Origin of the sequence: Neorhizobium sp. LjRoot104, assembly GCF_964253725.1 — a bacterium.
GTDB lineage: Bacteria > Pseudomonadota > Alphaproteobacteria > Rhizobiales > Rhizobiaceae > Neorhizobium.
The window spans coordinates 4,342,736-4,364,817 of sequence record NZ_CAXURS020000001.1 but is presented as its reverse complement, the minus strand read 5'-3'; the positions used below and the strand labels follow the sequence as shown (position 1 = coordinate 4,364,817).

General features: G+C 61.6%; 21 protein-coding genes and 1 tRNA gene. 8 read left to right on the top strand and 14 right to left on the bottom strand.

The window, feature by feature from the left end; all coding sequences use genetic code 11:
* Nucleotides 1-205 precede the first annotated feature (205 nt).
* The 7 genes from ACSQ8R_RS21325 to ACSQ8R_RS21295 form a co-directional block, all read right to left on the bottom strand.
* Nucleotides 206-994: a purine-nucleoside phosphorylase gene (locus tag ACSQ8R_RS21325; protein WP_436255210.1), complete on the bottom strand. Its 789-nt coding sequence runs from the start codon at nt 992-994 to the stop codon at nt 206-208.
* A 10-nt stretch (nt 995-1,004) separates the two neighbouring features.
* Nucleotides 1,005-1,397, bottom strand: coding sequence for a cytidine deaminase (locus ACSQ8R_RS21320; RefSeq protein WP_210010365.1), 393 nt, complete (start codon nt 1,395-1,397; stop codon nt 1,005-1,007).
* A 4-nt stretch (nt 1,398-1,401) separates the two neighbouring features.
* On the bottom strand, nt 1,402-2,373 hold the full coding sequence (locus tag ACSQ8R_RS21315; protein ID WP_436255209.1) for an ABC transporter permease: 972 nt from the start codon (nt 2,371-2,373) through the stop codon (nt 1,402-1,404).
* A gap of 4 nt (nt 2,374-2,377) precedes the next feature.
* Entirely contained in the window at nt 2,378-3,481 is a 1,104-nt protein-coding gene (locus tag ACSQ8R_RS21310) for an ABC transporter permease (protein ID WP_436255208.1), read from the bottom strand.
* Nucleotides 3,482-3,584: 103 nt separating this feature from the next.
* Nucleotides 3,585-5,108 carry an ABC transporter ATP-binding protein gene (locus ACSQ8R_RS21305; protein ID WP_436255207.1) on the bottom strand — a complete coding sequence of 508 codons (1,524 nt, stop codon included), beginning with the start codon at nt 5,106-5,108 and terminating at the stop codon, nt 3,585-3,587.
* 76 nt (nt 5,109-5,184) lie between these two features.
* Entirely contained in the window at nt 5,185-6,177 is a 993-nt protein-coding gene (locus ACSQ8R_RS21300; protein WP_436255206.1) for a BMP family lipoprotein, read from the bottom strand.
* Nucleotides 6,178-6,532: 355 nt separating this feature from the next.
* Entirely contained in the window at nt 6,533-6,886 is a 354-nt protein-coding gene (locus tag ACSQ8R_RS21295) for a hypothetical protein (RefSeq protein ID WP_436255205.1), read from the bottom strand.
* Nucleotides 6,887-7,081: 195 nt separating this feature from the next.
* On the opposite strand from ACSQ8R_RS21295, the gene ACSQ8R_RS21290 reads away from it, so the two are divergent.
* Nucleotides 7,082-7,171, top strand: a tRNA-Ser gene (locus ACSQ8R_RS21290).
* 44 nt (nt 7,172-7,215) lie between these two features.
* On the opposite strand, the gene ACSQ8R_RS21285 is transcribed toward ACSQ8R_RS21290, so the two are convergent.
* Nucleotides 7,216-8,406, bottom strand: coding sequence for an IS481 family transposase (locus ACSQ8R_RS21285; protein WP_436254675.1), 1,191 nt, complete (start codon nt 8,404-8,406; stop codon nt 7,216-7,218).
* A 658-nt stretch (nt 8,407-9,064) separates the two neighbouring features.
* Here ACSQ8R_RS21285 and ACSQ8R_RS21280 point away from each other — a divergent pair.
* From ACSQ8R_RS21280 to ACSQ8R_RS21270, 3 genes are all read left to right on the top strand, one after another.
* Nucleotides 9,065-10,054: a cytochrome-c peroxidase gene (locus ACSQ8R_RS21280; protein WP_436255204.1), complete on the top strand. Its 990-nt coding sequence runs from the start codon at nt 9,065-9,067 to the stop codon at nt 10,052-10,054.
* Between the two features lie 10 nt (nt 10,055-10,064).
* Nucleotides 10,065-11,972 (top strand): methyl-accepting chemotaxis protein, encoded by a 1,908-nt coding sequence (locus ACSQ8R_RS21275; RefSeq protein ID WP_436255203.1) that lies wholly within the window; start codon nt 10,065-10,067, stop codon nt 11,970-11,972.
* A gap of 153 nt (nt 11,973-12,125) precedes the next feature.
* Complete coding sequence (locus ACSQ8R_RS21270; RefSeq protein ID WP_436255202.1) at nt 12,126-12,395, top strand: hypothetical protein; 270 nt, start codon at nt 12,126-12,128, stop codon at nt 12,393-12,395.
* A 77-nt stretch (nt 12,396-12,472) separates the two neighbouring features.
* On the opposite strand, the gene ACSQ8R_RS21265 is transcribed toward ACSQ8R_RS21270, so the two are convergent.
* The gene (locus ACSQ8R_RS21265; protein WP_436255201.1) at nt 12,473-12,802 is read right to left on the bottom strand and encodes a hypothetical protein; all 330 of its coding nucleotides are present in this window, start codon (nt 12,800-12,802) and stop codon (nt 12,473-12,475) included.
* A gap of 239 nt (nt 12,803-13,041) precedes the next feature.
* Here ACSQ8R_RS21265 and ACSQ8R_RS21260 point away from each other — a divergent pair, with 239 nt between their 5' ends.
* From ACSQ8R_RS21260 to ACSQ8R_RS21250, 3 genes are all read left to right on the top strand, one after another.
* Entirely contained in the window at nt 13,042-14,466 is a 1,425-nt protein-coding gene (locus ACSQ8R_RS21260) for a phosphomannomutase (RefSeq protein WP_436255200.1), read from the top strand.
* 28 nt (nt 14,467-14,494) lie between these two features.
* The gene (locus tag ACSQ8R_RS21255) at nt 14,495-15,922 is read left to right on the top strand and encodes a mannose-1-phosphate guanylyltransferase/mannose-6-phosphate isomerase (protein ID WP_436255199.1); all 1,428 of its coding nucleotides are present in this window, start codon (nt 14,495-14,497) and stop codon (nt 15,920-15,922) included.
* Between the two features lie 186 nt (nt 15,923-16,108).
* The gene (locus tag ACSQ8R_RS21250) at nt 16,109-16,849 is read left to right on the top strand and encodes an FkbM family methyltransferase (protein ID WP_436255198.1); all 741 of its coding nucleotides are present in this window, start codon (nt 16,109-16,111) and stop codon (nt 16,847-16,849) included.
* A gap of 78 nt (nt 16,850-16,927) precedes the next feature.
* Here ACSQ8R_RS21250 and ACSQ8R_RS21245 read toward each other — a convergent pair whose 3' ends face one another.
* Together ACSQ8R_RS21245 and ACSQ8R_RS21240 are read right to left on the bottom strand one after the other, a co-directional pair.
* The gene (locus ACSQ8R_RS21245) at nt 16,928-17,935 is read right to left on the bottom strand and encodes an NAD-dependent epimerase/dehydratase family protein (protein WP_436255197.1); all 1,008 of its coding nucleotides are present in this window, start codon (nt 17,933-17,935) and stop codon (nt 16,928-16,930) included.
* Between the two features lie 115 nt (nt 17,936-18,050).
* Nucleotides 18,051-18,449 (bottom strand): response regulator, encoded by a 399-nt coding sequence (locus ACSQ8R_RS21240; protein ID WP_436255196.1) that lies wholly within the window; start codon nt 18,447-18,449, stop codon nt 18,051-18,053.
* 304 nt (nt 18,450-18,753) lie between these two features.
* Between ACSQ8R_RS21240 and ACSQ8R_RS21235 the strand changes: the two genes are divergently transcribed.
* Complete coding sequence (locus tag ACSQ8R_RS21235) at nt 18,754-19,152, top strand: DUF1236 domain-containing protein (RefSeq protein ID WP_436255195.1); 399 nt, start codon at nt 18,754-18,756, stop codon at nt 19,150-19,152.
* Nucleotides 19,153-19,225: 73 nt separating this feature from the next.
* Here ACSQ8R_RS21235 and pncB read toward each other — a convergent pair whose 3' ends face one another.
* The 3 genes from pncB to ACSQ8R_RS21220 form a co-directional block, all read right to left on the bottom strand.
* Entirely contained in the window at nt 19,226-20,530 is a 1,305-nt protein-coding gene (gene pncB / locus ACSQ8R_RS21230; protein WP_436255194.1) for a nicotinate phosphoribosyltransferase, read from the bottom strand.
* A gap of 166 nt (nt 20,531-20,696) precedes the next feature.
* On the bottom strand, nt 20,697-21,026 hold the full coding sequence (locus tag ACSQ8R_RS21225; RefSeq protein WP_436255193.1) for a hypothetical protein: 330 nt from the start codon (nt 21,024-21,026) through the stop codon (nt 20,697-20,699).
* Nucleotides 21,027-21,106: 80 nt separating this feature from the next.
* Nucleotides 21,107-22,057, bottom strand: coding sequence for a 2-hydroxyacid dehydrogenase (locus tag ACSQ8R_RS21220; protein WP_436255192.1), 951 nt, complete (start codon nt 22,055-22,057; stop codon nt 21,107-21,109).
* Between the last annotated feature and the right edge of the window lie 25 nt (nt 22,058-22,082).

Genomic DNA, 22,082 nt, shown 5'->3' with positions numbered 1-22,082 from the left:
CCTCCCCGGCTTGGTTACCGCGCCGCGCGACCGTTGGCCGCATCAGGGACGCAGTAAATTCAAAGGCGACGCAGGTCCGATCAAAGTCTGTTCGACTTCTGGGTCATGCGCCCGATCATATTTACCGTTCAAACGATTAGATGCAAGCCGCACCGGCGGGACGCGGGGCCGCACGGGACGTAGCCGATTGAAATATATCGTGTAATCAAGCCAACATTTCTTTCAGAATGGCCGCCAGCCGCTGCCCGCCTATCGGAGCCATGTCCTTGGTTTCCGCGTGGCTCAGCTCCGCACCGGTCATGCCTGCGCCGAAATTGGTGATGACCGATGCGGCCGCGACCTTGAGCCCGAAATAGCGCGCGAGGATGACTTCCGGTACCGTCGACATGCCGACCGCGTCGGCGCCAAGCGTGCGCGCCATGCGGATTTCCGCAGGCGTCTCGAAGCTCGGTCCGGAGAACCACATGTAGACGCCGGAAAACAGCGGGATGCCGCAACGGATCGCCGCGTTGCGCATGTCGAGCGCCAGGTCTGCATCATAAGCGGTGGTCATGCCGACGAAACGCCCGTCGCCTTCCTCGCCGATCAGCGGGTTCATGCCGGAATAGTTGATGTGGTCGGAAATCTGCATCACCGAACCCGGCGGCATATCCTCCCTCAGCGATCCCGCCGAATTCGTCAGGATCAGCGACTGGACGCCAAGGCCTTTCATCACCTCGATCGGGAAGCGCATCACCTTGGCATCGCCGTGCTCGTAATAGTGCGCGCGTCCGGAGAGCATGATGACCGGCTCGGCTCCGAGATAACCGGCGACGATTTCGCCCGCATGGCCGGTGACGCCGCTCACCGGGAAACCCTCGAGCGCGCCATAGGGGATGCGGACGGCCTCCGTCACCTCGTTCACCAGCGAACCGAGGCCGGAGCCGAGCACCACCGCGTGGCGCGGCATCAGGCCGTTCAGGCGATCGACGAGCAGATCGATGACTTGCCTCATGTCCACCGCCTCAGCCGATCACGTCGGTTTCGAACGCAAATGGCAGGAGCTCCGCCATGGTGACGGTTTTCTGCACGCCGAGATCGTCGCAGAGGTAGATACGTGTACCGGCGGACGCGAACTCGGCGATCTTTTGCCGGCAGCCGCCGCAGGGCGAGCAGAGCGCCAATTTTTCGGCGATCACCGCCAGCTCGACGATTTTCTTTCCCCCGCCCATGATCATCGCGCCGATCGCCGTCGGCTCCGCGCACCAGCCCTGGGGGAAGGAGATGTTCTCGATATTGGCACCAAGATAGACCTTGCCGTCATCGGCACGGATCGCCACGCCCACCGGGAACTTGGAATAGGGGGCATGGGCCTTGGCCATCGCGCCACGGGCGGCTTCGAAAAGGTCGTGGGACATCTTATCAGCGCTCCTTGGTATAGGGCACGCCGCCAGCCTTGGGCGGACGGGCGGTGCCGATGAAACCGGCGAGCAATACGCAGGTGAGGATATAGGGCAGCGCCTGGAAGATCTGTACCGGCACTTCGCCGATCAACGGCATCGACTTGCCCTGCATGAAGTTCGCGAACGCATCGAGGAAACCGAAGAGCAGGCAGGCAAGCATGACCGGCACCGGCTTCCACTTGGCGAAGATCAGCGCCGCCAGCGCGATATAACCCTTGCCGGCCGACATGTTGTTGATGAAGGCGGCCGATTGGGCGATCGACAGATAGGTGCCTGCGAAACCGCAGAGGAACCCGGCGACGATCAGCGAGCGATAACGCAACCAGGCAACCGAAATGCCGGCGGTATCCACCGCACCCGGATTTTCGCCGACGGCGCGCAGGCGCAGGCCGAAGCGGGTGCGATAGAGAACCCACCAGGAGATCGGCACCATCAGGAAGGCGATGTAGGTGAGGATGTTGTTGCCGGAGATCACGTTGGCATATAGCGGGCCGATGATCGGTACGTCGCGCATCATGTCGGCGCCCGGCAGGACGATGGACGAGAAGCGGCCTTCGGGCGGCACCTGGCCGGTGCGCCCGCCCTGCCTGAACCACGCCTGGCCGAGCACGATCGTCAGACCGGCGGCCACGAAATTCAGCGCCACGCCGGAGACGATCTGGTTGCCGCGATTGGTGATCGAGGCGAAGCCGTGCACGAAGGAAAACACGATCGACACCCCGATGCCGCCGATGAGGCCGAACCAGGCATTGCCGGTCCAATAGGCAACGCAGGCCGCCGCGAAAGCGGACGCCAGCATCTTGCCTTCCAGGCCGATATCGAAAATGCCGGCGCGTTCCGAAAAGAGGCCGGCGAGCGCCGTGAACAGAAGCGGGATCGAAAGGCGAACCGCCGAGCCGAGGATGCTGATGAAAATATCGAAATAATCCATGAGCCTATTTCCCGGTGAGCTGCTGGTAGAGCCGGACGATGGACGGGCGCAGCATGTATTCCAGTGCACCGGCAAACAGGATCACCATGCCCTGGATGACGACGATCATGTCGCGCGTGATGCCTGGCATGTCGAAGGAGAGTTCCGCGCCGCCCTGATAGAGAATGCCGAACAGCAGCGCCGAGAGCACGATGCCGGCCGGGTGGTTGCGCCCCATCAGCGAGACGGCGATGCCGACGAAACCGGCCCCCCCGACGAATTCGATCTGCAGGCGGGCGGAAGCGCCCATGACCGGGTTGAGCGCCATCATACCGGCAAGGCCACCGGAGATCAGCATGGTGATCATGACGATCTTGGAATAGCGGATGCCGGCGTAACTTGCGGCCGTCGGGCTGATGCCGAGCGTGCGCATTTCATAGCCAAGCTTCGTGCGCCAGATCAGTACCCAGACCAGGAAGCACATGATCAGCGCGATCAGGAAGGAGAAGTTGAGCGGGGCTGCGCCGATCTTGCCGCCGAACGTGGCGATCAGCCAGTCGAGCTTCGGGAGCTGGCCGCCGGGCAGGAAGGTGCGGGTTTCCGGCGCCATCTTGCCCGGTACGATCAGCAGGCGCACCAGCACGTAGTTCATCAGCGACGAGACGATGAAATTGAACATGATGGTGGTGATGACGATATGGCTGCCGCGCTTGGCCTGCAGCCAGGCGGGAATGGCGGCGCAGGCCGCGCCGAACAGCGCGGCGCCGATGACCGCGAAAGGCATGGTCACATACCAGGGAACATAACTGTCCATGGCGAGCGCCACGAGCGCCGCACCAAGACCGCCGAGATAGGCCTGGCCTTCCGAACCGATATTGAACAGGCCCGCGTGGATGGCGACAGCCACAGAGAGGCCGGTGAAGATGAAGCTCGTCGTGTAGAACAACGTGAAGCCGATGCCTTCGCCGCGGCCGAGCGCGCCGATCAACAGCAGCTGCAGCGCCTCGAACGGGTTCTCGCCGATTGCCCAGACGACCAGGCCGGAAAAGAAGAAGGCCAGGATGAGATTGAGCAGCGGAATGAGTCCGTAGTTGATCCAGGCGGGGAGCGGGACGGATGCGGTGCTCATGCCGCTGCCCTCGTCCAGCCTGCCGCAGCCATTTCAGTCATTCCATGCTCCAGCTCGGTCATTGCTTCAAGCGTCGTTGGTCCAGGCGTCATTGGTCCAGGCGTCATGCGGCGATCCCGGCCATCATCAGGCCCAACGTCTGCTCGCCCGTCTCGCCCGACTTCTCGCCGACGATCTTGCCCGCGAACATCACCAGGATGCGGTCGGAGAGCGAGCGGATCTCGTCCAGTTCCACCGAGACCAGCAGCACCGCCTTGCCGGCATCACGCATCTCGATGATCCGCTTGTGGATGAATTCGATCGCACCGATATCGACGCCGCGGGTCGGCTGGCCGATGATCAGCATTTTCGGATCGCGCTCGATTTCGCGCGCCACGACGATCTTCTGCTGGTTGCCGCCTGAAAAATTGGCGGTCCGCAGCCGGGGGTTCGGGGGGCGGATATCGTATTTGCCGATCTTTTCCTCCGCATCCCTGCGCATCGCGTCGAGATCCAGGAACGGACCGCGGCCGTATTTCGCATCGCGGTGATAACCGAGGATCGCGTTCTCGTATTCCTCGAATTTCAGGACCAGGCCCATGTGATGGCGGTCTTCCGGAATATGTGCGAGCCCGAGATCGCGCAGGCCCGCGGGATCGATGCCGGCGACAGGCTTGCCGTCGATAAGGATCTCGCCGGACGACGGCTTGCGGATGCCGGCGATCGCCTCGAGAAGCTCCGACTGGCCGTTGCCGGCGACGCCCGCGATACCGACGATCTCTCCGGCGCGCACGTCGAAGGAGACGTCGTCGACCATGGTGACGCCGCGGCTGTCCTTGACCGTCAGGTTCCTGACCGACATCAGGATCGCTCCCGGATTGGCGGCGCCCTTTTCGACGCGCAGCAGGACGCGGCGGCCAACCATGAGTTCGGCAAGTTCCTCGACGGTCGTTTCGGCGGTCTTGCGGGTGGCGACCATTTCGCCGCGGCGCATGACCGAGACCGTGTCGGTGATCGCCATGATCTCGCGCAGCTTGTGCGTGATGAGGATGATCGTCTTGCCCTGATCTCGCAGCACGCGCAGGACCTTGAAAAGATGGTCCGCCTCCGGCGGCGTCAGCACGCCGGTCGGCTCATCGAGGATGAGGATATCGGCACCGCGATAAAGCGCCTTCAAGATCTCGACGCGCTGCTGGCTGCCGACCGGCAGTTCCTCGATGACCGCATCCGGATCGACCTCGAGGCCGTAATCGTCCTCCAGCCGCTTCAGTTCCTTGCGGGCGCTGGCAACGCCCTTGGCGAGGAGCTGGCCGCCTTCGGCCCCGAGCATGACGTTTTCGAGCACGGTGAAATTCTCGACCAGCATGAAATGCTGGTGCACCATGCCGATGCCCGCGGCGATCGCCGCCTGGCTGTCACGGATCGTCACCGGCTTTCCCGAGATGCGGATCTCACCGTGGTCGGCCTGGTAGAAACCGTAGAGGATCGACATCAGGGTCGATTTGCCTGCCCCGTTCTCCCCGATGATGCCGTGGATCGAGCCTTTGGCGACCGTCAGATTGATGTTCTTGTTCGCGTGTACCGTGCCGAATTTCTTGTCGATGCCGACAAGCTCGATCGCGGGCTCCTTCGGAGAATCGAGGCTCAATGGTCCGCCCTTCCGCCTGATATGCAAAAAGGGCGCATGGCGATCATCGTCGCCCTGCGCCCCCTCAAAACCCGCCTTACTTGTTGCAGGCGTTGTTCGACATGTAGTCGTGCACCTTGATGGTGCCGGCGATGATGTCGGCCTTGGCCTTTTCGACAGCGGTCTTCATTTCAGGCGTGATCAGCGCCTTGTTGTTGTCGTCGAGGGCGTAGGCAACGCCGTCTTCCTTGACGCCGAGAGCCTGGATGCCGGCGGTGAACTTGTCTTCCTTGGTGTCCTTGAAGGCATTGTAGACGGCGAGATCGACGCGCTTGACCATCGAGGTCAGGACCGAACCCGGATGCAGGTGGTTCTGGTTGGAATCGACGCCGATCGACAGCTTCTTGTTGTCGGCGGCGGTCTGCAGCACGCCGAGGCCGGTCGCGCCGGCGGCCGCGTAAACGACGTCGGCGCCCTGGTCGATCTGGTTCTTGGTGAGTTCGCCGCCGCGGACGGGGTCGTTCCAGGCAGCACCGGTCGTGCCGGTCATGTTCTGGAAGACCTGCGCATCCGCCTTGGCCGCCTTGACGCCCTGCACATAACCGCAGGCGAACTTGCGGATCAGCGGGATATCCATGCCGCCGACGAAGCCGACCTTGCCGGTCTTCGATGCCATGCCGGCGAGAAGGCCGACGAGGTAGGAGCCTTCCTCTTCCTTATAGAGGACAGAGCGGACGTTCTTCAGTTTGACGACCGAATCGACAATCACGAACTTGGTGTCCGGGAACTCGGCCGCGACCTTTTCCATGGCCGAGGTCCAGGCGAACGACACGGCGACAACCGGGTTGAAGCCGCGGCTCGCGAAGTTGCGGATGGCCTGCTCGCCCTGGGTATCGTTGGTGGGCTCGAAATCCCGGAATTCGATCCCCGTTTCCTTCTTGAACTTTTCGGCGCCGTTGGCGGCCGCCTCGTTGAAGGATTTGTCGAACTTGCCGCCCGTACCATAGACCAGCGCCGGCTTGATATCCGCGGCAAGCGCGGTTGCCGACATGGCAGCCATGGCAATGAGGCTCAAAAGGGTTTTCTTCATCGTGCAGCCCTGTTTTTTAGCTGTTAGGTCCTCCCGCAATCCCCGTTCCCCGGTGATGTCTGCGGCCACCTGCCCTTTTTCTTCAAGGGTCTGGCTTCGGTCACTCTTGCACGGGTTTCGGAAAAATTCACGAGATTTTTTTCAACTGGTAAAAAACAACCGGCCTGCTGAAAACTTCGCCAATGTTCTGGAAAAACTGCACAAACGGACGGCTTGAGGCGCAGTCCCCAGGCGGGCCGGCCGGGATCGCGGGCAACCACGACATGCAGTCCAAGACCGCGGCGCGCCGCCACTTGCGACGCTACGGGCGGCAGTCTTCGGCGGGATGCCGGAGGGCTGCGGGATCGGCTTGACTTCAGGCGGAAAACCGCCCGGCGAAATGCGGCCTGCTGTATCCGGCCATCCAGAAGATCAGCGCGATCGCCAGGAACACCGCGAATGCCGGCTGCGCCAGCACCGGGGCCACGAAGGGCCGCCAGATATCCTGGCTGAGATATGTGCTCACCGCGAATTCGGCGAGCGTCAGGCTTTCCGGGTCGAGGTTGAGCCAGGCGTTGCCGAGGCTGGTCAGCATCACCGACGAGGATGACACGGACTGGATCGAATCCAGCGTGCCGGCAACGATCGCGGCAACCAGCGCAAGCCCGCTGAGCAGATGGAAAACGAACCGTATGACTGCCATCCCGAACACGCCCGCGTCGTTGATCACGGTCGCGCCGCCTGCAGCGCGACAGCGTTTCTGGCGGAAGAAATAGTCCGCGCGCCGAGGCTTGGCAACGCGCTCGGACGGGTTTTCCCGCCTACTGTCAAAAAACGTTCAGATTCGGGTTGATCCCGGGGAATTGATCGGTATATATCGCGGCCGTTCCAACGTTTTGCTTCTCAGACGACGCAAAGCAACCAAGGACAGGTGGCCGAGTGGTTTAAGGCGCACGCCTGGAACGCGTGTGTGCGTGAAAGCGTACCGTGGGTTCGAATCCCACCTTGTCCGCCATTGGCTTTTATGTCCGGCCCGGACACATAGGTAACAATCCGTACCTAAGACATAGGTAACAACCTCGTGCCGAACGGGTTGTCGATTGTTTGCAATGTCCTCTGTTCCAGATCGATATATCCGAGATCATAACGCAAGAAGCTGACGAGCCAAATGCCGTCGTCGACTTCCTTGAGCCCGAGCTTTTGGCCTGCCAATACCGTTGATATGTTGATCTTCTTGCGATGGATGCAGAGCCGGCCGCAGTTGGTGACGATGGCGTCGCGATCGTGGAAGGGGTAGTCGATGTCAGGCAGGCCTTGGTAGGGTCTGGGCGATGTGGCGTAGAGCTCGGCCGGCACCTTCATGGTCAGCGCCTCATGCGGCCGTTCAGTATTGAATTCATTGACGAAAGCGTCGAAGCGCATCTGCTGCTGCAGGATGTTGCGGCCGGGTGGCCTCGTCGCTTCCTTCTTGAGTGTCAGGTGCATGCGCTCGTGGCGGCCGTTCTCTTGCGGGTGGCCGGGACGGATGCGCTCAAACGCAATGCCGAGCCTGAGCCACCAGACCGACAGTTTCGACAGATTGTAGAGCCCGTTGGGGCTGGCAAACGGGAGGCCGTTGTCGGAGCGGATCGCGACCGGCAGGCCGCGTTCGGCAAAGACCCGCCGGAAGGCATCGAAGACGCCGCGCTCGCGCGTTGATTCGAAGGCCTCGCAGCAGAGAAGATAGCGCGAGAACTGGTCGGTGATCGTCAGGGGGTAACAGTATCTGCCGTCACCTAGCCTGAACTCGCCCTTGAAATCGGCACACCAGAGATCGTTCGGACCAGGCGCTGCCGACAGTTGCGTGCCAACGGCCTTGTTCGCGCGGTTCCTCTTGCGGGCCTGGCTCACAAGGCCGTAACGGTCCAGAACCGCATGCACCGTGCTCCTGGCCGGAATGTGGATGTCGCCGGCCAGCCGTCGCACCAGCAACTCGCGAATCTTGCGCGCGCCCCAGTGCGGCTTCTCCTTCTTGCACCGCACGATCATCGCTTCCACCGGCTCGGGCAGCTGGTTGGCGTAGCGCACAGGCCGTCGCGACCGATCCGTCAGCGCCTCGAGCCCTTCATCCTTGTAGCGATTGAAAATCTTGTAGCCGGTCTTGCGCGAAATACCGAACGACCGGCACACATCGCTCATGCTCTCGCCCTCCAGCAAACGGGCGACAAATCGAAGACGCTCATCCATGACCGAAGTCTCTCTCCACGGCATCCACACCTCCCGATAAAAATCGAAAAGTGTAACCCATGTCTCCGGTACGAAATGTTACCTATCTCTCAGGCCGGGCATTAAATAGCTGTTTCTTCTGCATATTTGCTGGCCGCGCGGCAATGGCTTCGCTTGGCCGGCGTTTCGCCGGGATCGTGTTCGTGAGACCGCCACGAGGGCTGGCAGTCGGCGCGATACCCGCCGATTTCCGGCGTGGTCGAGCACCGATCATCCCGGGGACTGCCGGCGGCTCGGCAACAGCGGCCTCACTCCCCGGAATCATTGCAAAATTTCCGGTAATTATTCGACCCATTCAGCCAAAGAAGATTTTTCGGCTCCACCTGCGTCAGTTGCATGTCCGCCGTCCTGTCACCAGCCGAGCATGAACACCAGGAGGCACGGGAATGCGCCCGTACTGATGCGACATATTTGAGATATGTCAATTCTGTTCAACGGGATAATCCGACCCCCGCAGCTCGAATGTCGGATTGGAGCTGGCTCTTACCATTTGTCAAATTTTCAATAATAGGTTGAGTTAGAAATTTATTATGTAAAAATTTTACTCTTTCTGGTTACTTTTTTCTCAGACGACAACCGGATGGCTCCAACTCAAGCCAATCGGGTTCTCGAGCGCTCACTTCATCTTCTGGATAATTCAGTCATGCGCCGTTCGCTTCTCTGCATCGCCCTCTTCTCAGCCGTGTCATTCCAAGGCGCGGCCGCTGGCAATCTCGCCGATTTTAAGCGGCCTCTCGAAATTCCCTTCGACAAGGTGACGCCCTATTCCTTGCAGTTGGCGACGCTTGGAAAGATGCTGTTTTTCGATCCGCGGCTATCGGGCGCGAAAAACATGAACTGCGCCAGCTGTCACAATCCGTCCTTCGGGTTCGAAGTGCCGGTCAAGACGCCGGTGGGTGCAGCCAACACACATCTGGCCCGCCAGGCACCGACAATTCTGAACGTTGCGTGGACCACTTCCCTGTTCTGGGATGGTCGCGCGCCATCTCTCGAGGCTCAGGCCGCAGGACCAATAACGGCGGCCGCGGAAATGAATGGCAAGCTTGACCAGATCGTCGCCGATTTGAGAGCCATTTCCGACTACGACAGCTGGTTCAAACAAATATTTCCGGACAAAGGCGCGACCCAGGAGACGCTGTTGGCGGCGATCGCGACCTATGAGCGTACCGTCGTTTCCGCGTGGTCGCCGTTCGACCGCTGGGTGGATGGCGACCAAACTGCGGTTTCAGACAGTGCCAAGCGGGGTTTTGACCTGTTTACCGGCAAGGCAAATTGCTCCGTTTGTCACACCGGCTGGAATTTTACCGACCACAAGTTTCACAATACGGGACTGGCCACAAGCGACATAGGGCGCGCCAGGCTGGAGCCGAACAATCCCAAGGCCTTGTATGCGTTTAAGACGCCGAGCCTTCGCAACACTCTCTATCGAGGCCCGTATATGCACAACGGCAGCCTGGCAACCATGGAGGAGGTGATTGCTCACTACGAAAGCGGTGGTGTCGAAGGACCGTCGCGCTCGGATGACATCTCTCCATTTCTTGCCACCGACCAGGAGCGGGCAGACCTGATCGCTTTCCTGAAGACCCTCACTCCCGAACAGCAGGATTTGCTCCTGCCGACATTACCCAACTGAGGAGCGCCCCATGGCCCTGTCGGTCCGATTTCAGATCCTTCTGCCTCTCGTGCTCTCCATTCTCGCAGGCCTCGGCGCTGCCGCTCTCGTCGGATCGCAAGCGATCGATGGTCAGGCGCATATCGAGGGTGTCGTGGAAGACGCGATTGCCGCCAAGACACTGGCCGCAAGGACGGGAGCACAATTCGAGAATGTGTCAGGCGTCGTCTCAAATCTCCTCGCGATGACCACATTCGTTTCGGTCGACGAGGTCAACAAACGGTTTGGCACGACCAACGGCGCGCTTGAGGCGACGCTTGTCGAATTTGGCCGCAACGCGCTCTCGCCCGCCGTATCCGGGGATGTGAAGAACCTCAGGGATCTGCATGCCGTGTGGCGCAGCAATGTGCGGATCATGCTTGGGCTCGATCCGGCGACGGCAATTCCGACCACCGAGCAGCTTACGCGCTCGCGTGCCGCCATCCTGGCGAAGATCCTCGACATCAACACGCTCGTGGACAAGACCGCATCCGATCGGGTTACGGCAGCGGGGAATACGCTCGAGACCGAGATACGCAATGAACTGACGACAGCCGCCGCACTCGCGGTCGCAGGCATCGTCATTCTGCTGATCGTCGCTCAGCGGATTGCCGGTCCGATCGTGCGGATCACCGCGTCGATGAAGCAGCTTGCGGGCGGCGACATCGAGGTCGTCGTGCCAAAGCGCCGGGGCGCCAAGGAAATTCGCGCCATGATCGATGCACTGGCCGTGTTCCGTGAAAATGCGCGGATGCGTGATACGCTGGAGCAGGAAGCGCAGGCCCAGACCGCCAGCCTCGCCAATGTCTCGGCGGAAGCCCGGCTGCTGCAGGACCAGGTGCGTGGCGTTGTCAACAAGGCCACCGAGGGCGATTTTTCCGGCCGCGTCAACGGACCATTCGACCGCCGCGAACACCACGAGCTGGCTCAGAGCCTCAATACGCTGATATCGAGCTTCGAAGGCGGGCTCAACGAAACCAGCCGCGTTCTCGATGCGCTTGCCAATGCCGATCTGACGATCCGGTTCGAAGGTGTCCACAAAGGCGCATTCGCGGAACTGCAGAACAATGCGAACGCAGTGACGAGCCGCCTCTCGACGGTCGTGTCACGGCTGGCCGATGCCTGCGCGTCCGTCTCGGCGTCCAGCCACGAAATCCTGCGCGGAACCACTGAATTGAACGGGCGGTCTACGCGTCAGTCGTCGATGCTTCAGACAACGGCCGTGACCACAAACGCTGTCGCCGAAACCGTTGGCCAGAACTCCAAGCGGGCGGGAGAGGCCACGAGCGTGATTTCGAACACCAGCCAACTGGCTGAAAACGGCAGTCAGGTCATGAACGGGGCGGAAAGCGCCATGGCGCAGATCACGGTCTCCTCGGGCAAGATTTCCGAGATCATCGGCGTCATCGAGGATGTCGCGTTCCAGACCAACCTGCTGGCGCTCAACGCGGGGGTGGAAGCTGCGCGTGCAGGCGAAAGCGGCAAGGGGTTCGCGGTCGTCGCAACCGAGGTGCGCTCTCTCGCCCAGTCGACCGCCAACGCTTCCCATGAAGTGAAGGCGCTCATTCAGAAAAGCCAGGCGGAGGTGAAGGCCGGCGCAGAACTGGTGCGCCAGGCGAGCGAGCAATTTTCCCAGATCGTCTCGTCCATCGCATTTGTCTCTTCGCTTTCCAGCCAGATTACCAGCGAGAGCAACAATCAAAGTGCCAACCTTCGGCAATTGTCCAGCGCGATGAAGGATCTCGACGAGCTCAATGCCCATAGCAACCGGCTGGTGGGCGACCTTTCGGCCTCCACCGAGAGGACAAGCCGGGAGATGGAGGCGCTGGCCGAGATCGTCAATCTATTCCGCATCGACCATCGGGGCCAATCCCGCACCAGACCGGATCGGGCCGCCTGAGAAGTTCATCACGGGCGGGGGTCTTCACCGGCAAGCTCCGACGCGGCCGGCAGCTCCCGCGGGACATGAACGCATCCGTCAGCATTCGTTCATTTTCCGCGGCCTACCTTCACGGAAACCGCCAGTCCAGCGGCCAATCTGAAGGAGGAGAAGATGAGAAAGTTCATTGCCGCCTGCATCATCGGGCTTGGATGCCTCACCACCACCGCGGCCCCGACCCTCGCCGACAGTTTCAGCATAACGATCGGCGATCGGGGATATCGGCCGGCCGGACACCCCTATCGGCCCGGGTATCATCGTTACCATCGCCCCCACTACCGGCAATATTCCAGGCATCATTACCGACCGCACTGCAAGGTCCGGCGCGTCGAGTACCGCCATCACGGGCGGTGGGTCACCAAGACTACACGCGTCTGCAGATAAATCGATCCCAACGACCAGACCCCGCCAGACCCCGACATGAGTGGCGGGGTCGAACGTTTCGCGGCAGAGGCTGCGCGTTACTGGGAGATCGAGAAATCGACTTGCTGCCAGCGGCGCAGTTGCGGATCGAAAGCGACCACGAGTTCGAAATCCCTGCGGTCGAGGCCCTGGCCGGTGTCGACGTCGGCATAGCCGGCCATCGAAAACCGGCAATCGGCGACCCAGCGGAAATTTCCCCAGGCGACATCGACAATATCGGGACGCTCTTCGACGAGCTGCCGGGACTTCTCGAACGCGATGCTTCCCGGGCACGTTTCGTCTTCGGTCGGCTCGCCCATGGCCATGAGAAACGCAAGGCCCGCGATCGGCACCACGAAGGCGACGCTCTTTAGGATATTCGCTCCCATCACGGCTCTCCCAAACTTCGAACCCGAAGCAGCCGAACTCAAGAAACAAGGCCCGGCCACCCTGAACAAGGGCCGATTGCGCAACGACAATAACACCATTCCGTCCGGCCCGCCAAGCTTTCCGGAAACGCGGCCCTACGGCCTTAGGACCACCGATTTGGGGTCTTGCCAGTTTCGGCTTTATTTTCATAGGAAATGAACTAGGACGAACAGCGCGGGAATCTGCTGATGGGTATGGCATGAAATTCGGAACGAGCGGTCTTCGCGGCCTTGTGACTGACCTGGAGGGGCGGGCCTCATCGCTCTACACCCAGGCCTTTGGCCGGCATCTCCTGGAAACGGGCGCGGCACAGCCCGGCGATGCCGTCCTCGTCGGCCGCGATTTCCGTCCGTCGAGCCCTGGTATTGCCGCCACCTGCATCGGCGCACTCAGGCGTGCCGGCCTTTCGCCGATCGACTGCGGGGCGGTGCCGACGCCGGCGCTGGCGCTCTACGGCACTCAGATGAATGCCGCTTCGCTGATGATCACCGGCTCGCACATCCCGGCGGATCGCAACGGCATCAAGTTCTACCGACCCGACGGGGAGATCGACAAGCAGGACGAGATGCGGATCACCGCGATCGCTGCCGAACTGGACCGCGGCCAGATCGATACGACACCGGGCGAGGCGCCGGATCGTTCGGCCGAAGCAGAGGCGCTATTCCTCGCCCGCAACGCGGCAATGCTGCCCGCAGGCGCGCTCGCCGGCCTCAAGGTCGGCGTCTACCAGCATTCGACGGTCGCCCGCGATCTTATGGTGCGGGTTCTTGAAGGTTATGGCGCGGACGCCGTGCCGCTCGGCCGCTCCGAGGATTTCATTCCTGTCGATACGGAAGCGGTCTCGGCCGAGACGATCGAGCTTCTCAAGGGCTGGGCGCGCGAACACGGGCTCGATGCGATCGTCTCGGCCGACGGTGACGGCGACCGGCCACTGGTTTCCGACGAGACGGGAGAGCCGCTGCGCGGCGACCTCCTTGGGCTGATCGCGGCGAAGTTCCTGAAAGCGCAAGTCGTCGTGACGCCGGTCACCTCCAATTCCGGCATCGAGGCGGCAGGACGCTTCGAGGTGGTCCGCACCAAGGTCGGATCTCCTTTCGTGATCGCCGGCATGCTCGCTGCACTCGAAACCGGCAAGACGGGCGTCATGGGGTTCGAGGCGAATGGCGGGCTGCTGACCGCCTCGCCTTTCGATACCGGCTCGGGCACGCTCTCACCGCTTCCGACCCGGGACAGTTTTCTGCCGGTGCTGGCGACGCTTGCCCTCGCCGTGCGCGAGAAGAAGCCCCTGTCGCAAATTGCCGCCGGGTTCCGCCTGCCGTTTGCGGCGGCCGACCGGCTGGAGAATTTTCCCGTGGAAACGAGCGCCGCACTGATGGCGCATCTCAGGCAATCCGACGGCAATCTTGCAGCCTTCCTCGCGCCGATTTCGACAGTCGGCGCCAAAAGCGATATCGATGGCCTGCGCGTGACGCTTGAAGATCGGCGCATCGTGCATTTCCGGCCATCGGGCAACGCACCGGAAATGCGCTGTTATGTCGAGGCCGGGACGGAAGACGAGGCGAAGTCCCTGCTGCATGAAGGCCTGGGCCTCATCCGCGCCTGGGCTGCAAAAGTTGAACGATAATTGGACGATAACTGCCGGAGATATTGGAATGAATAGCAAGATCATCCCCGTCATCATGGCCGGCGGCAAGGGAACGCGGCTCTGGCCGCTGTCGCGCGCCAGTGCGCCGAAACAGTTCATCCAGTTCATCGGCGACAAGACGCTGTTCCAGGCAACGCTGTCGCGTGTTTCAGACCAGAAGCTCTATGAGGCTCCGGTCGTCATCACCAACGAGGATTTCCGGTTCCTGGTCGCCGAACAGGCGCGCGAACTCGGCATCAAGCTCTCCGGCATCCTGCTGGAGCCCGTCGCCCGCAACACGGCTCCGGCAGTCGCCGCCGCCGCCGCCTTCGTCGAAAGCCGGTTCGGCGAGGACGCCGTCCTGCAGGTGCTTGCCTCCGATCACGAGATAACCGCCGATGCCGGTTATTTCGATGCGATCCGAATTGCCAAAGAGACCGCCCTTTCCGGCAGGCTCGTCACGTTCGGCATTGCCCCGACGGAGCCCGCCACCGGCTATGGTTATATCGAGATCGGCGAGGCGCTGCCGACCGGCGCCTGCAAGGTCAAGCGTTTCGTCGAGAAGCCCGTCCTGGCCGAGGCCGAGAAAATGCTGTCGGCCGGCGGCTTTGCCTGGAACTCCGGCATCTTCATGTTCAAGGCCGGGCAGGTGTTGAGCGAGCTGAGCAGCTTCGCGCCGGAGGTCGAGGCGGCGGCGCGCGCGGCCCTTGCCAAGGCTTCGAGCGACCTCGACTTCACCCGTCTCGACGCGCAGGAATTTGCCGCAAGCCCGGATATCTCCGTCGATTACGCGCTCATGGAAAAGACCTCCAACGCGGCGGTGGTGCCCTCCTCGTTCACCTGGTCGGATCTCGGAAGCTGGGACGCGGTCTGGAAACTCGGCGCCCGCGACGAGGCCGGCAATGTGGCGTCCGGCAATGCGACGCTGATCAACACCCGGAATTCGCTGGTGATGTCGCGCACCAGCCATCTCGCCGTGCAGGGACTGGATGGCGTCGCCGTCATCGCCAGCGAGGACGCTGTCTATATCGGCCGCCTGGAAGACAGCCAGAATGTCGGCAAGATCGTCAAGCAGCTTGCCGCAACCAAGGCGACCGCGGCGCTGACCGAAACCCATCCGACCTCCTACCGTCCCTGGGGCGGTTATACGTCGGTGCTCAACGGCGATCGTTTCCAGGTGAAGCGACTGTTCGTGACGCCCGGCAAGAAGCTTTCGCTGCAGAAACATCACCACCGCTCGGAGCACTGGATCTGCGTCAAGGGCACGGCGGAAGTGACGATCGGCGAGGAAACCCGGACCGTCAGGGAAAACGAGTCCGTCTATATCCCGCAGGGCGAGGTGCACCGGCTCGCCAATCCCGGCAAGATCATGCTCGAGATGATCGAGGTGCAGACGGGTTCCTATCTCGGCGAGGACGACATCATCCGCATCGTCGACGAGTTCGGCCGCGGCTGAGGCTTACACGGAAATTGACGGCAGCCTGTTTGGTTACTGTCTCTGCAGCTCTGAAACAGGCGGATTATCCGCCGATAGTGGAAAGGGTATCGCATGCGCCCCCGGAATTTCCTCTTGTCTGCATCAGCGCGAAGTGTCGGACCGTTGCTGCACAGACCCTCCCTTCAACGGATAATCTTCAACGCCGTGCGGCTGAACCGCCCCGAGGTGACGGATTGGCTGCAATCCGAGGACCTGTCGTTCATGGCATACTGCATTGCGAGGCGCCGGAAATCGAAGGCGCAGATCTTGCAGGATCTCTGGGTTTGTTATGAGCTCGGGGAAAAGAGCGGCGGCTTCTTCGTCGAGTTCGGCGCCACGAATGGACTTATCAACAGCAACACTTGGCTGCTCGAGAACGAACTCAATTGGCGGGGAATCTTGGCGGAGCCGAATCCCGTCTGGCACGCCGCGCTCGCGAGAAACCGGATGGTCCATATTGAACATCTATGTGTGTCTTCCAGGTCGGAAGAGGTCGTGAGATTCCTGGCAACCGACGGCGTCGATCCCGAGCTCAGCACGATTGCTTCCTTCGCCGATGGCGATCATTTCGCCGACGTCCGCAGGGGCGGAACCGCTCTCGATGTAAGGACTATCTCCCTAAACGATCTGCTCGACAAATATGACGCTCCCCGAGAGATCGACTATATTTCCATCGATACCGAAGGTAGCGAGCTTGATATCCTGTCAGCGTTCGATTTTGCCCGTCGACGCTTCAATCTCATCTCGGTCGAGCAGAATTCCAAGACCGAGAAGGGTATCGGAGACCTATTGCTGCGAAACGGCTACTTTCGCGTTTTTCCACAGTTCTCGCAGTGGGACGGATGGTACGTTTCCTCGGAATTGAGGTCGAGAGCACCCTTCGAGATCGCCGCGCCATCGGTCTGAGACACGAAGAGAGGCAGCAACCCGCATGCCCGTCTCGCCGAGTCGGGGTGCGGCTGAGGCGCTTCAGCGGATGTCGCCTCAGTCGATCTCGTGGCGGTGGTCGAGATACCATTGGACGAAGGCCTTGACGCCCTCTTCAAGCCCGATCTCCGGCTTGCGGCCGGTCAGCGCCACGAGAAGATCGGGACTGGCGAAGGTTCTCGGCACGTCGCCCTTCTGCATCGGCAGCATCTTGCGCCTGGCCGGCTTTCCCATGATCCGTTCGATCGTCTCGACGAAGTCGAGGAGGCCGGAGGGCTGGCCGCCGCCGATATTGACGACGCGGAACGGTGCCTGATGGGAGAGCGTATCGATGCCCGCGACGCGATTGTCCTCGCCCGGATAGACCTTGGACAGGTCGATGATCGAATTCACCAGGTCGTCGATATAGGTGAAGTCGCGGCTCATCTTGCCTTCGCCGTAGATCTCGATCTCGCGATCCTCGATCATCGCCTTGACGAATTTGAAGAGCGCCATGTCCGGCCGGCCCCAAGGGCCGTAGACCGTGAAGAAGCGGAAGGCGGTAATCGGTACCTTGTAGAGATGGGCATAGCTGTGCGCCATCAGTTCCATGGCCTTCTTGCTCGCCGCATAGAAGGTCAAAGGCTCGTCGGCCCGATCGCTTTCGCGGAAAGGAATATCCGGATTGGCGCCGTAGACCGACGACGTCGAAGCGAGCATCAGGTGGCCGACCCCGTAGTTGCGGGCAATCTCCAGGATATTCCAGGAACCGATGAGATTGGAATCGAGATAGGCCTTAGGATTTTCAAGGCTGTAGCGCACGCCTGCCTGGGCGGCGAGGTGGATCAGCACATCCGGCTTGAAGTCCTCGACCGACTTGTCGAGCAGCGACTTGTCTTCCAGCATGCCGATGACCGGGCGGAAGGCAGGGAACTGCGTCAGTCCGGCATTGCGGGCTTCCTTGAGGCGCAGGCTATAGTAGGGCGTCATTCCGTCGAAGCCCAGAACCTCGTGGCCATCCTCCAGCAGGCGTCGCGCCAAATGGAAACCGATGAAGCCTGCCGTTCCGGTGATGAAATAACGCATGTATGACCCGCTGTCGCTCTGGGCGATCCCATAGCGCGGATATCCGGCCCTGTCATCTCAACGGCAGAAGTTATTTGAACCGCGGGATATCACGCCTCCCGTCGGTGGCAGCCCTTCAGTGAAAGAGCCGCAGCCGCGCCGGCGGCACGCCCGGCCGGCCGTTCTTCCGATCCACGGCAAACTGGATGAGGTCCATCGAGGCCTGGTCTGTCAGCGGTTTTGCCATCACGCCGAGAACACCGGAGACGCCCGCGGCCACAAGCCCCGGATTGCCGGTGATCATGATTACCACGATGCCGTATTCCGCCAGCGCCTTGGCGATCTCGGGGCCGGTCTCGCCATCGGCAAGCCGCACGTCCACGAAGGCGATATCCGTGTCACGGGTATAGTTCAGCGCCACCGTCATGTCGGGTGCTATTCCGACGACGTCATGACCGCTTCGATGGATGGCGTCCTCGATATCCATCGCCACCAGCAAACTGTCTTCGACGATCAGGAAACGATATTCCAACATCAGATCCTCCCAGACTGAATGAGGCAAATAGACTCCGATCGCCGCTTGGCAATAGCAGCAGGGCGCCCGATATCGATTTTTTGATCTAGATCCCTCGCGTCAAACCGCAGCATGGACGTCTTTGCCGGAACCGACGCGGCGTGGACATATTGCCGGTCATCCTTTTACGAACGGAACATCACCCTCGTCCTCGAATACCGCTCGCTCAAGATTTCAGACCCTTACGAAAGGTGACTGGTAGACAGGAACCACTCAAAAGCTGGTGGGTTAGCCCTTCGGAAGTTTCAAGAAAAGGAGAAGACCCATGAAGAAGATCATTCTGGCATCCTGCGCCATTCTCGCCGCTTCCTTCGCAACCCAGGCCGGAGCCCAGCAGGGCACCGTCAACGGCGCAGCCGGCGGAGCTATCACCGGCGCCATCGTCGGTGGTCCCGTCGGCGCTGCTGTGGGCGGTGTCGTCGGCGCCGTTGCCGGCACCGCGATCGATCCGCCGCCGCGCGAGGTCGTCACCTATGTACAGGAACAGCCCGCACCGACCACATCCGTCGTGGTCGAACAGCCGATCGCAGTCGGCAAGCCGATCCCGCAGGGCGTCGTCGTAACCCCGGTGCCGAGCAATCCGAAATACGCCTATACGGTGGTCAACAATCAGCGCGTGATCGTCGATCCGCAGACCCACACCGTCGTGCAAGTCATCCAATAAGCGCGTTTAAGCCAATCGATGCAGGCAGGCTCCGCCCACTTCCAGCGGGGCCTGTTCCCGTTCGACACTCCGGTCAGACCAGGACAACCTGATCGACTCGATCTTCCTGCCCGAAAAACTTGAGATAGCGTTCGACTTCGGCGGGATCTCCCGTCGCCTTGCGCGGATTGTCGGAGAGTTTCACCGCCGGACGGCCATTCGCCTCGCTTACCTTGCAGACGATGGAAATCGGCATCAGGCCGGCGATCTCGTGCGGGGCGCAGCCGGCAAAGTCGTTGGTGAGGTTGGTGCCCCAGCCGAAGCTCATGCGCACGCGGCCCTCGAAATGCCGATAGGTATCGATGATCGCATCGACGTCCAGCCCGTCGGAGAAGATCAGCAGCTTTTCCTTCGGGTTGCGGCCCATCTTCTTCCACCAGGCGATGATCTTCTCGCCGCCTTCGATCGGCGGCGCGCTATCGGGGCGGAATCCGGTCCAGTCTGCCACCCAGTCCGGCGCATCGCGCAGGAACGCAGCCGTGCCGAACGCATCCGGCAGGACGATGAGCAGGTTGCCGCCGTAGAGCCGGTTCCAGTCCTTCAGGACCTGGTAGGGGGAGGCTCGCAGCTGCTCGGCGGTCTCGGCGAGGGCCGCGGCCACCATGGGCAGTTCATGCGCATTGGTGCCCACGGCTTCGAGATCGGAGTCCATCGCGAGCAGGACGTTGCTGGTGCCGGTAAACGCCGGGCCGATGCCTTCCTTGAGCGCCTCGACGCACCAGCGCTGCCAGAGGAAGCTGTGGCGGCGGCGCGTACCGAAATCGGAGATGCGCAGGCCCGGCAAGGCCTGCAGCCGTTCGACCTTTTCCCACATCTTGGCCTTGGCCCGCGCATAGAGAACGTCGAGCGTGAAGAAGCCCAGCGAGCGCATCGCCGAGCGGGAGCGCAGTTCGTTGATGATCGCGAGGGCGGGAATTTCCCAGAGTGTCGTTTCCATCCACTTGCCGTGGAAGGTCAGCTCGTACTGGCCGTCGCGCTTCGAAAGCTCGTATTCCGGCAGCTTGTAGGTGGACAGCCAGTTCAGAAATTCCGGCTCGAAGATCTGCTTGCGGCCATAAAATGTATTACCCGCGAGCCAGATCATTTCCTTCTTCGACAGGCCGACCGTGCGGGCGTGGTCGAGCTGCTCGCGAAGCGCGCCCTCGTCGATCTCCTCCGCGAGCTTGACGCTGGTCGTGCGGTTGATCAGCGAGAAGGTGGCGTCCACGTCCGGATAGAGTTTCCAGATCATCTGCAGCATCAGGAGCTTGTAGAAATCCGTATCGATCAGGCTGCGGATGATCGGGTCGAGCTTCCAGGTGTGATTGTAAACCCTGCTGGCGATATCGGTCTTGGTCATGCCTGCCCCTGCCCCGGCCCTTCCGGACCGGCTCCGCCGATTTCGATGCATATGGAGGCAGCGGCTGATCAACCTCCGGGCATTTTTATCGAAAAAAATGCACGGTAAGTCCAGACGCAATTCGGCCGCGAGGGATCGCGGCCGAAAAAATCAGGAAAGATGCATGTCAGTTGCCGGACTGCGAACTGGTTGCCGGCGGCGTGGCGGCCGGCGGGGTAGCGGGATTGGCGGTCGGCGGCGCATCCGGGTTTGCAGGCGTCGTGCTTCCGGCTGGCGGCGTGGCGGTCTGTTCGGGCGGCGGTGCGGTGCTTTGACCGTACCACTCGGCTCCGGCCCAGGCGACCATTGCCAGGATAAGGCCGGCAATCAGGACCTTCAGCACCGGTGCGCCCCGGCTTCCCTGCCGCGCTTCCGTAGCGGTCTCCACCACCGGCGGCGAGCCGATCGGGTTCGGATGACGGGTTTCGGCCTCCTGGGGATCGAAACGAGTGTTCATGATTTCGCTCCTTGTTCGGCCGGAATGCCCGGCCCGTGCACAAGAAACGGTTGGCGGATACGAATGTTCCGACGGGAGGGTCAGTACCCCGCCCGGCGATCCACGACGTGCTGCAGGGGTTCGCCAGCCTCGTAGCGGTCCATCTGGGTCTCCGCGTTGCGGAACAGCGCCCTCACATCGGAGGCAGAAGCAGCGTGCGGCGTGACGATTACGTTGTCCATCGTCCAGAGCGGGCTGTCTGCACCCAGCGGCTCCTTCTCGAAGACATCCAGCGAGGCGCCACCAAGAACGCCGTTGCCGAGCGCAGCAACAAGATCGCTCTCCACCTGACTGCCGCCGCGCCCGGCGTTGATGAAGATCGGTTTGCCCAGGGCCCCGCCCCGGCGAAGCCTTGCAAACAGCGAGGCATTGAAAATACCGCGCGTCTCCGGTGTCAGCGGCAGGAGGCCGACCAGAATATCGGTGCGGGCGAGGAAAGCGTCGAGCTCGCCGCCGTCGAAGGTCTCGACGCCGTCGATGGTCTTCTTGCTGCGCGACCAGCCGATCACATCGAAACCCATGATCTTCAGCTTCCGGACCGCGTCCTGGCCGAGCACGCCGAGCCCCATGACGCCCACGGTCAGGTCCTTCGCTTCCGGTTGGGAGAGCTCCCGCCACCTGCGTTCCCGCTGCTGGCTGAGATAGGCCGGCACCTGCCGCAGATGGCTCAGGGCTTGCAGCACGACCCATTCACTCATCCGCGTCGTCAGGCTTTCGTCGACGAAACGGACGATCGGGATATCCGGCAGACCGGGCATGGTGAGGATATAGTCGACACCGGCGCCGCCGGAGAACAGGACCTCCAGCTTCGGCGCCCGCTCGAACAGGTCCGGGTCCGGCTTCCAGATCACCGCATAGCGGGCCTCGGAAATGTCCAGGCCGGGATCGGAGGCGTGCAGCACGGTGCGGCCGGTGAAGGCGCTCGCGAGCGCGGCATCGATCTCGCGGCGCTCGAATTTAAGATCGACGACGACCGGATGTTTGGCAGGCATGGACTGATGACCTTGATCTAATTCA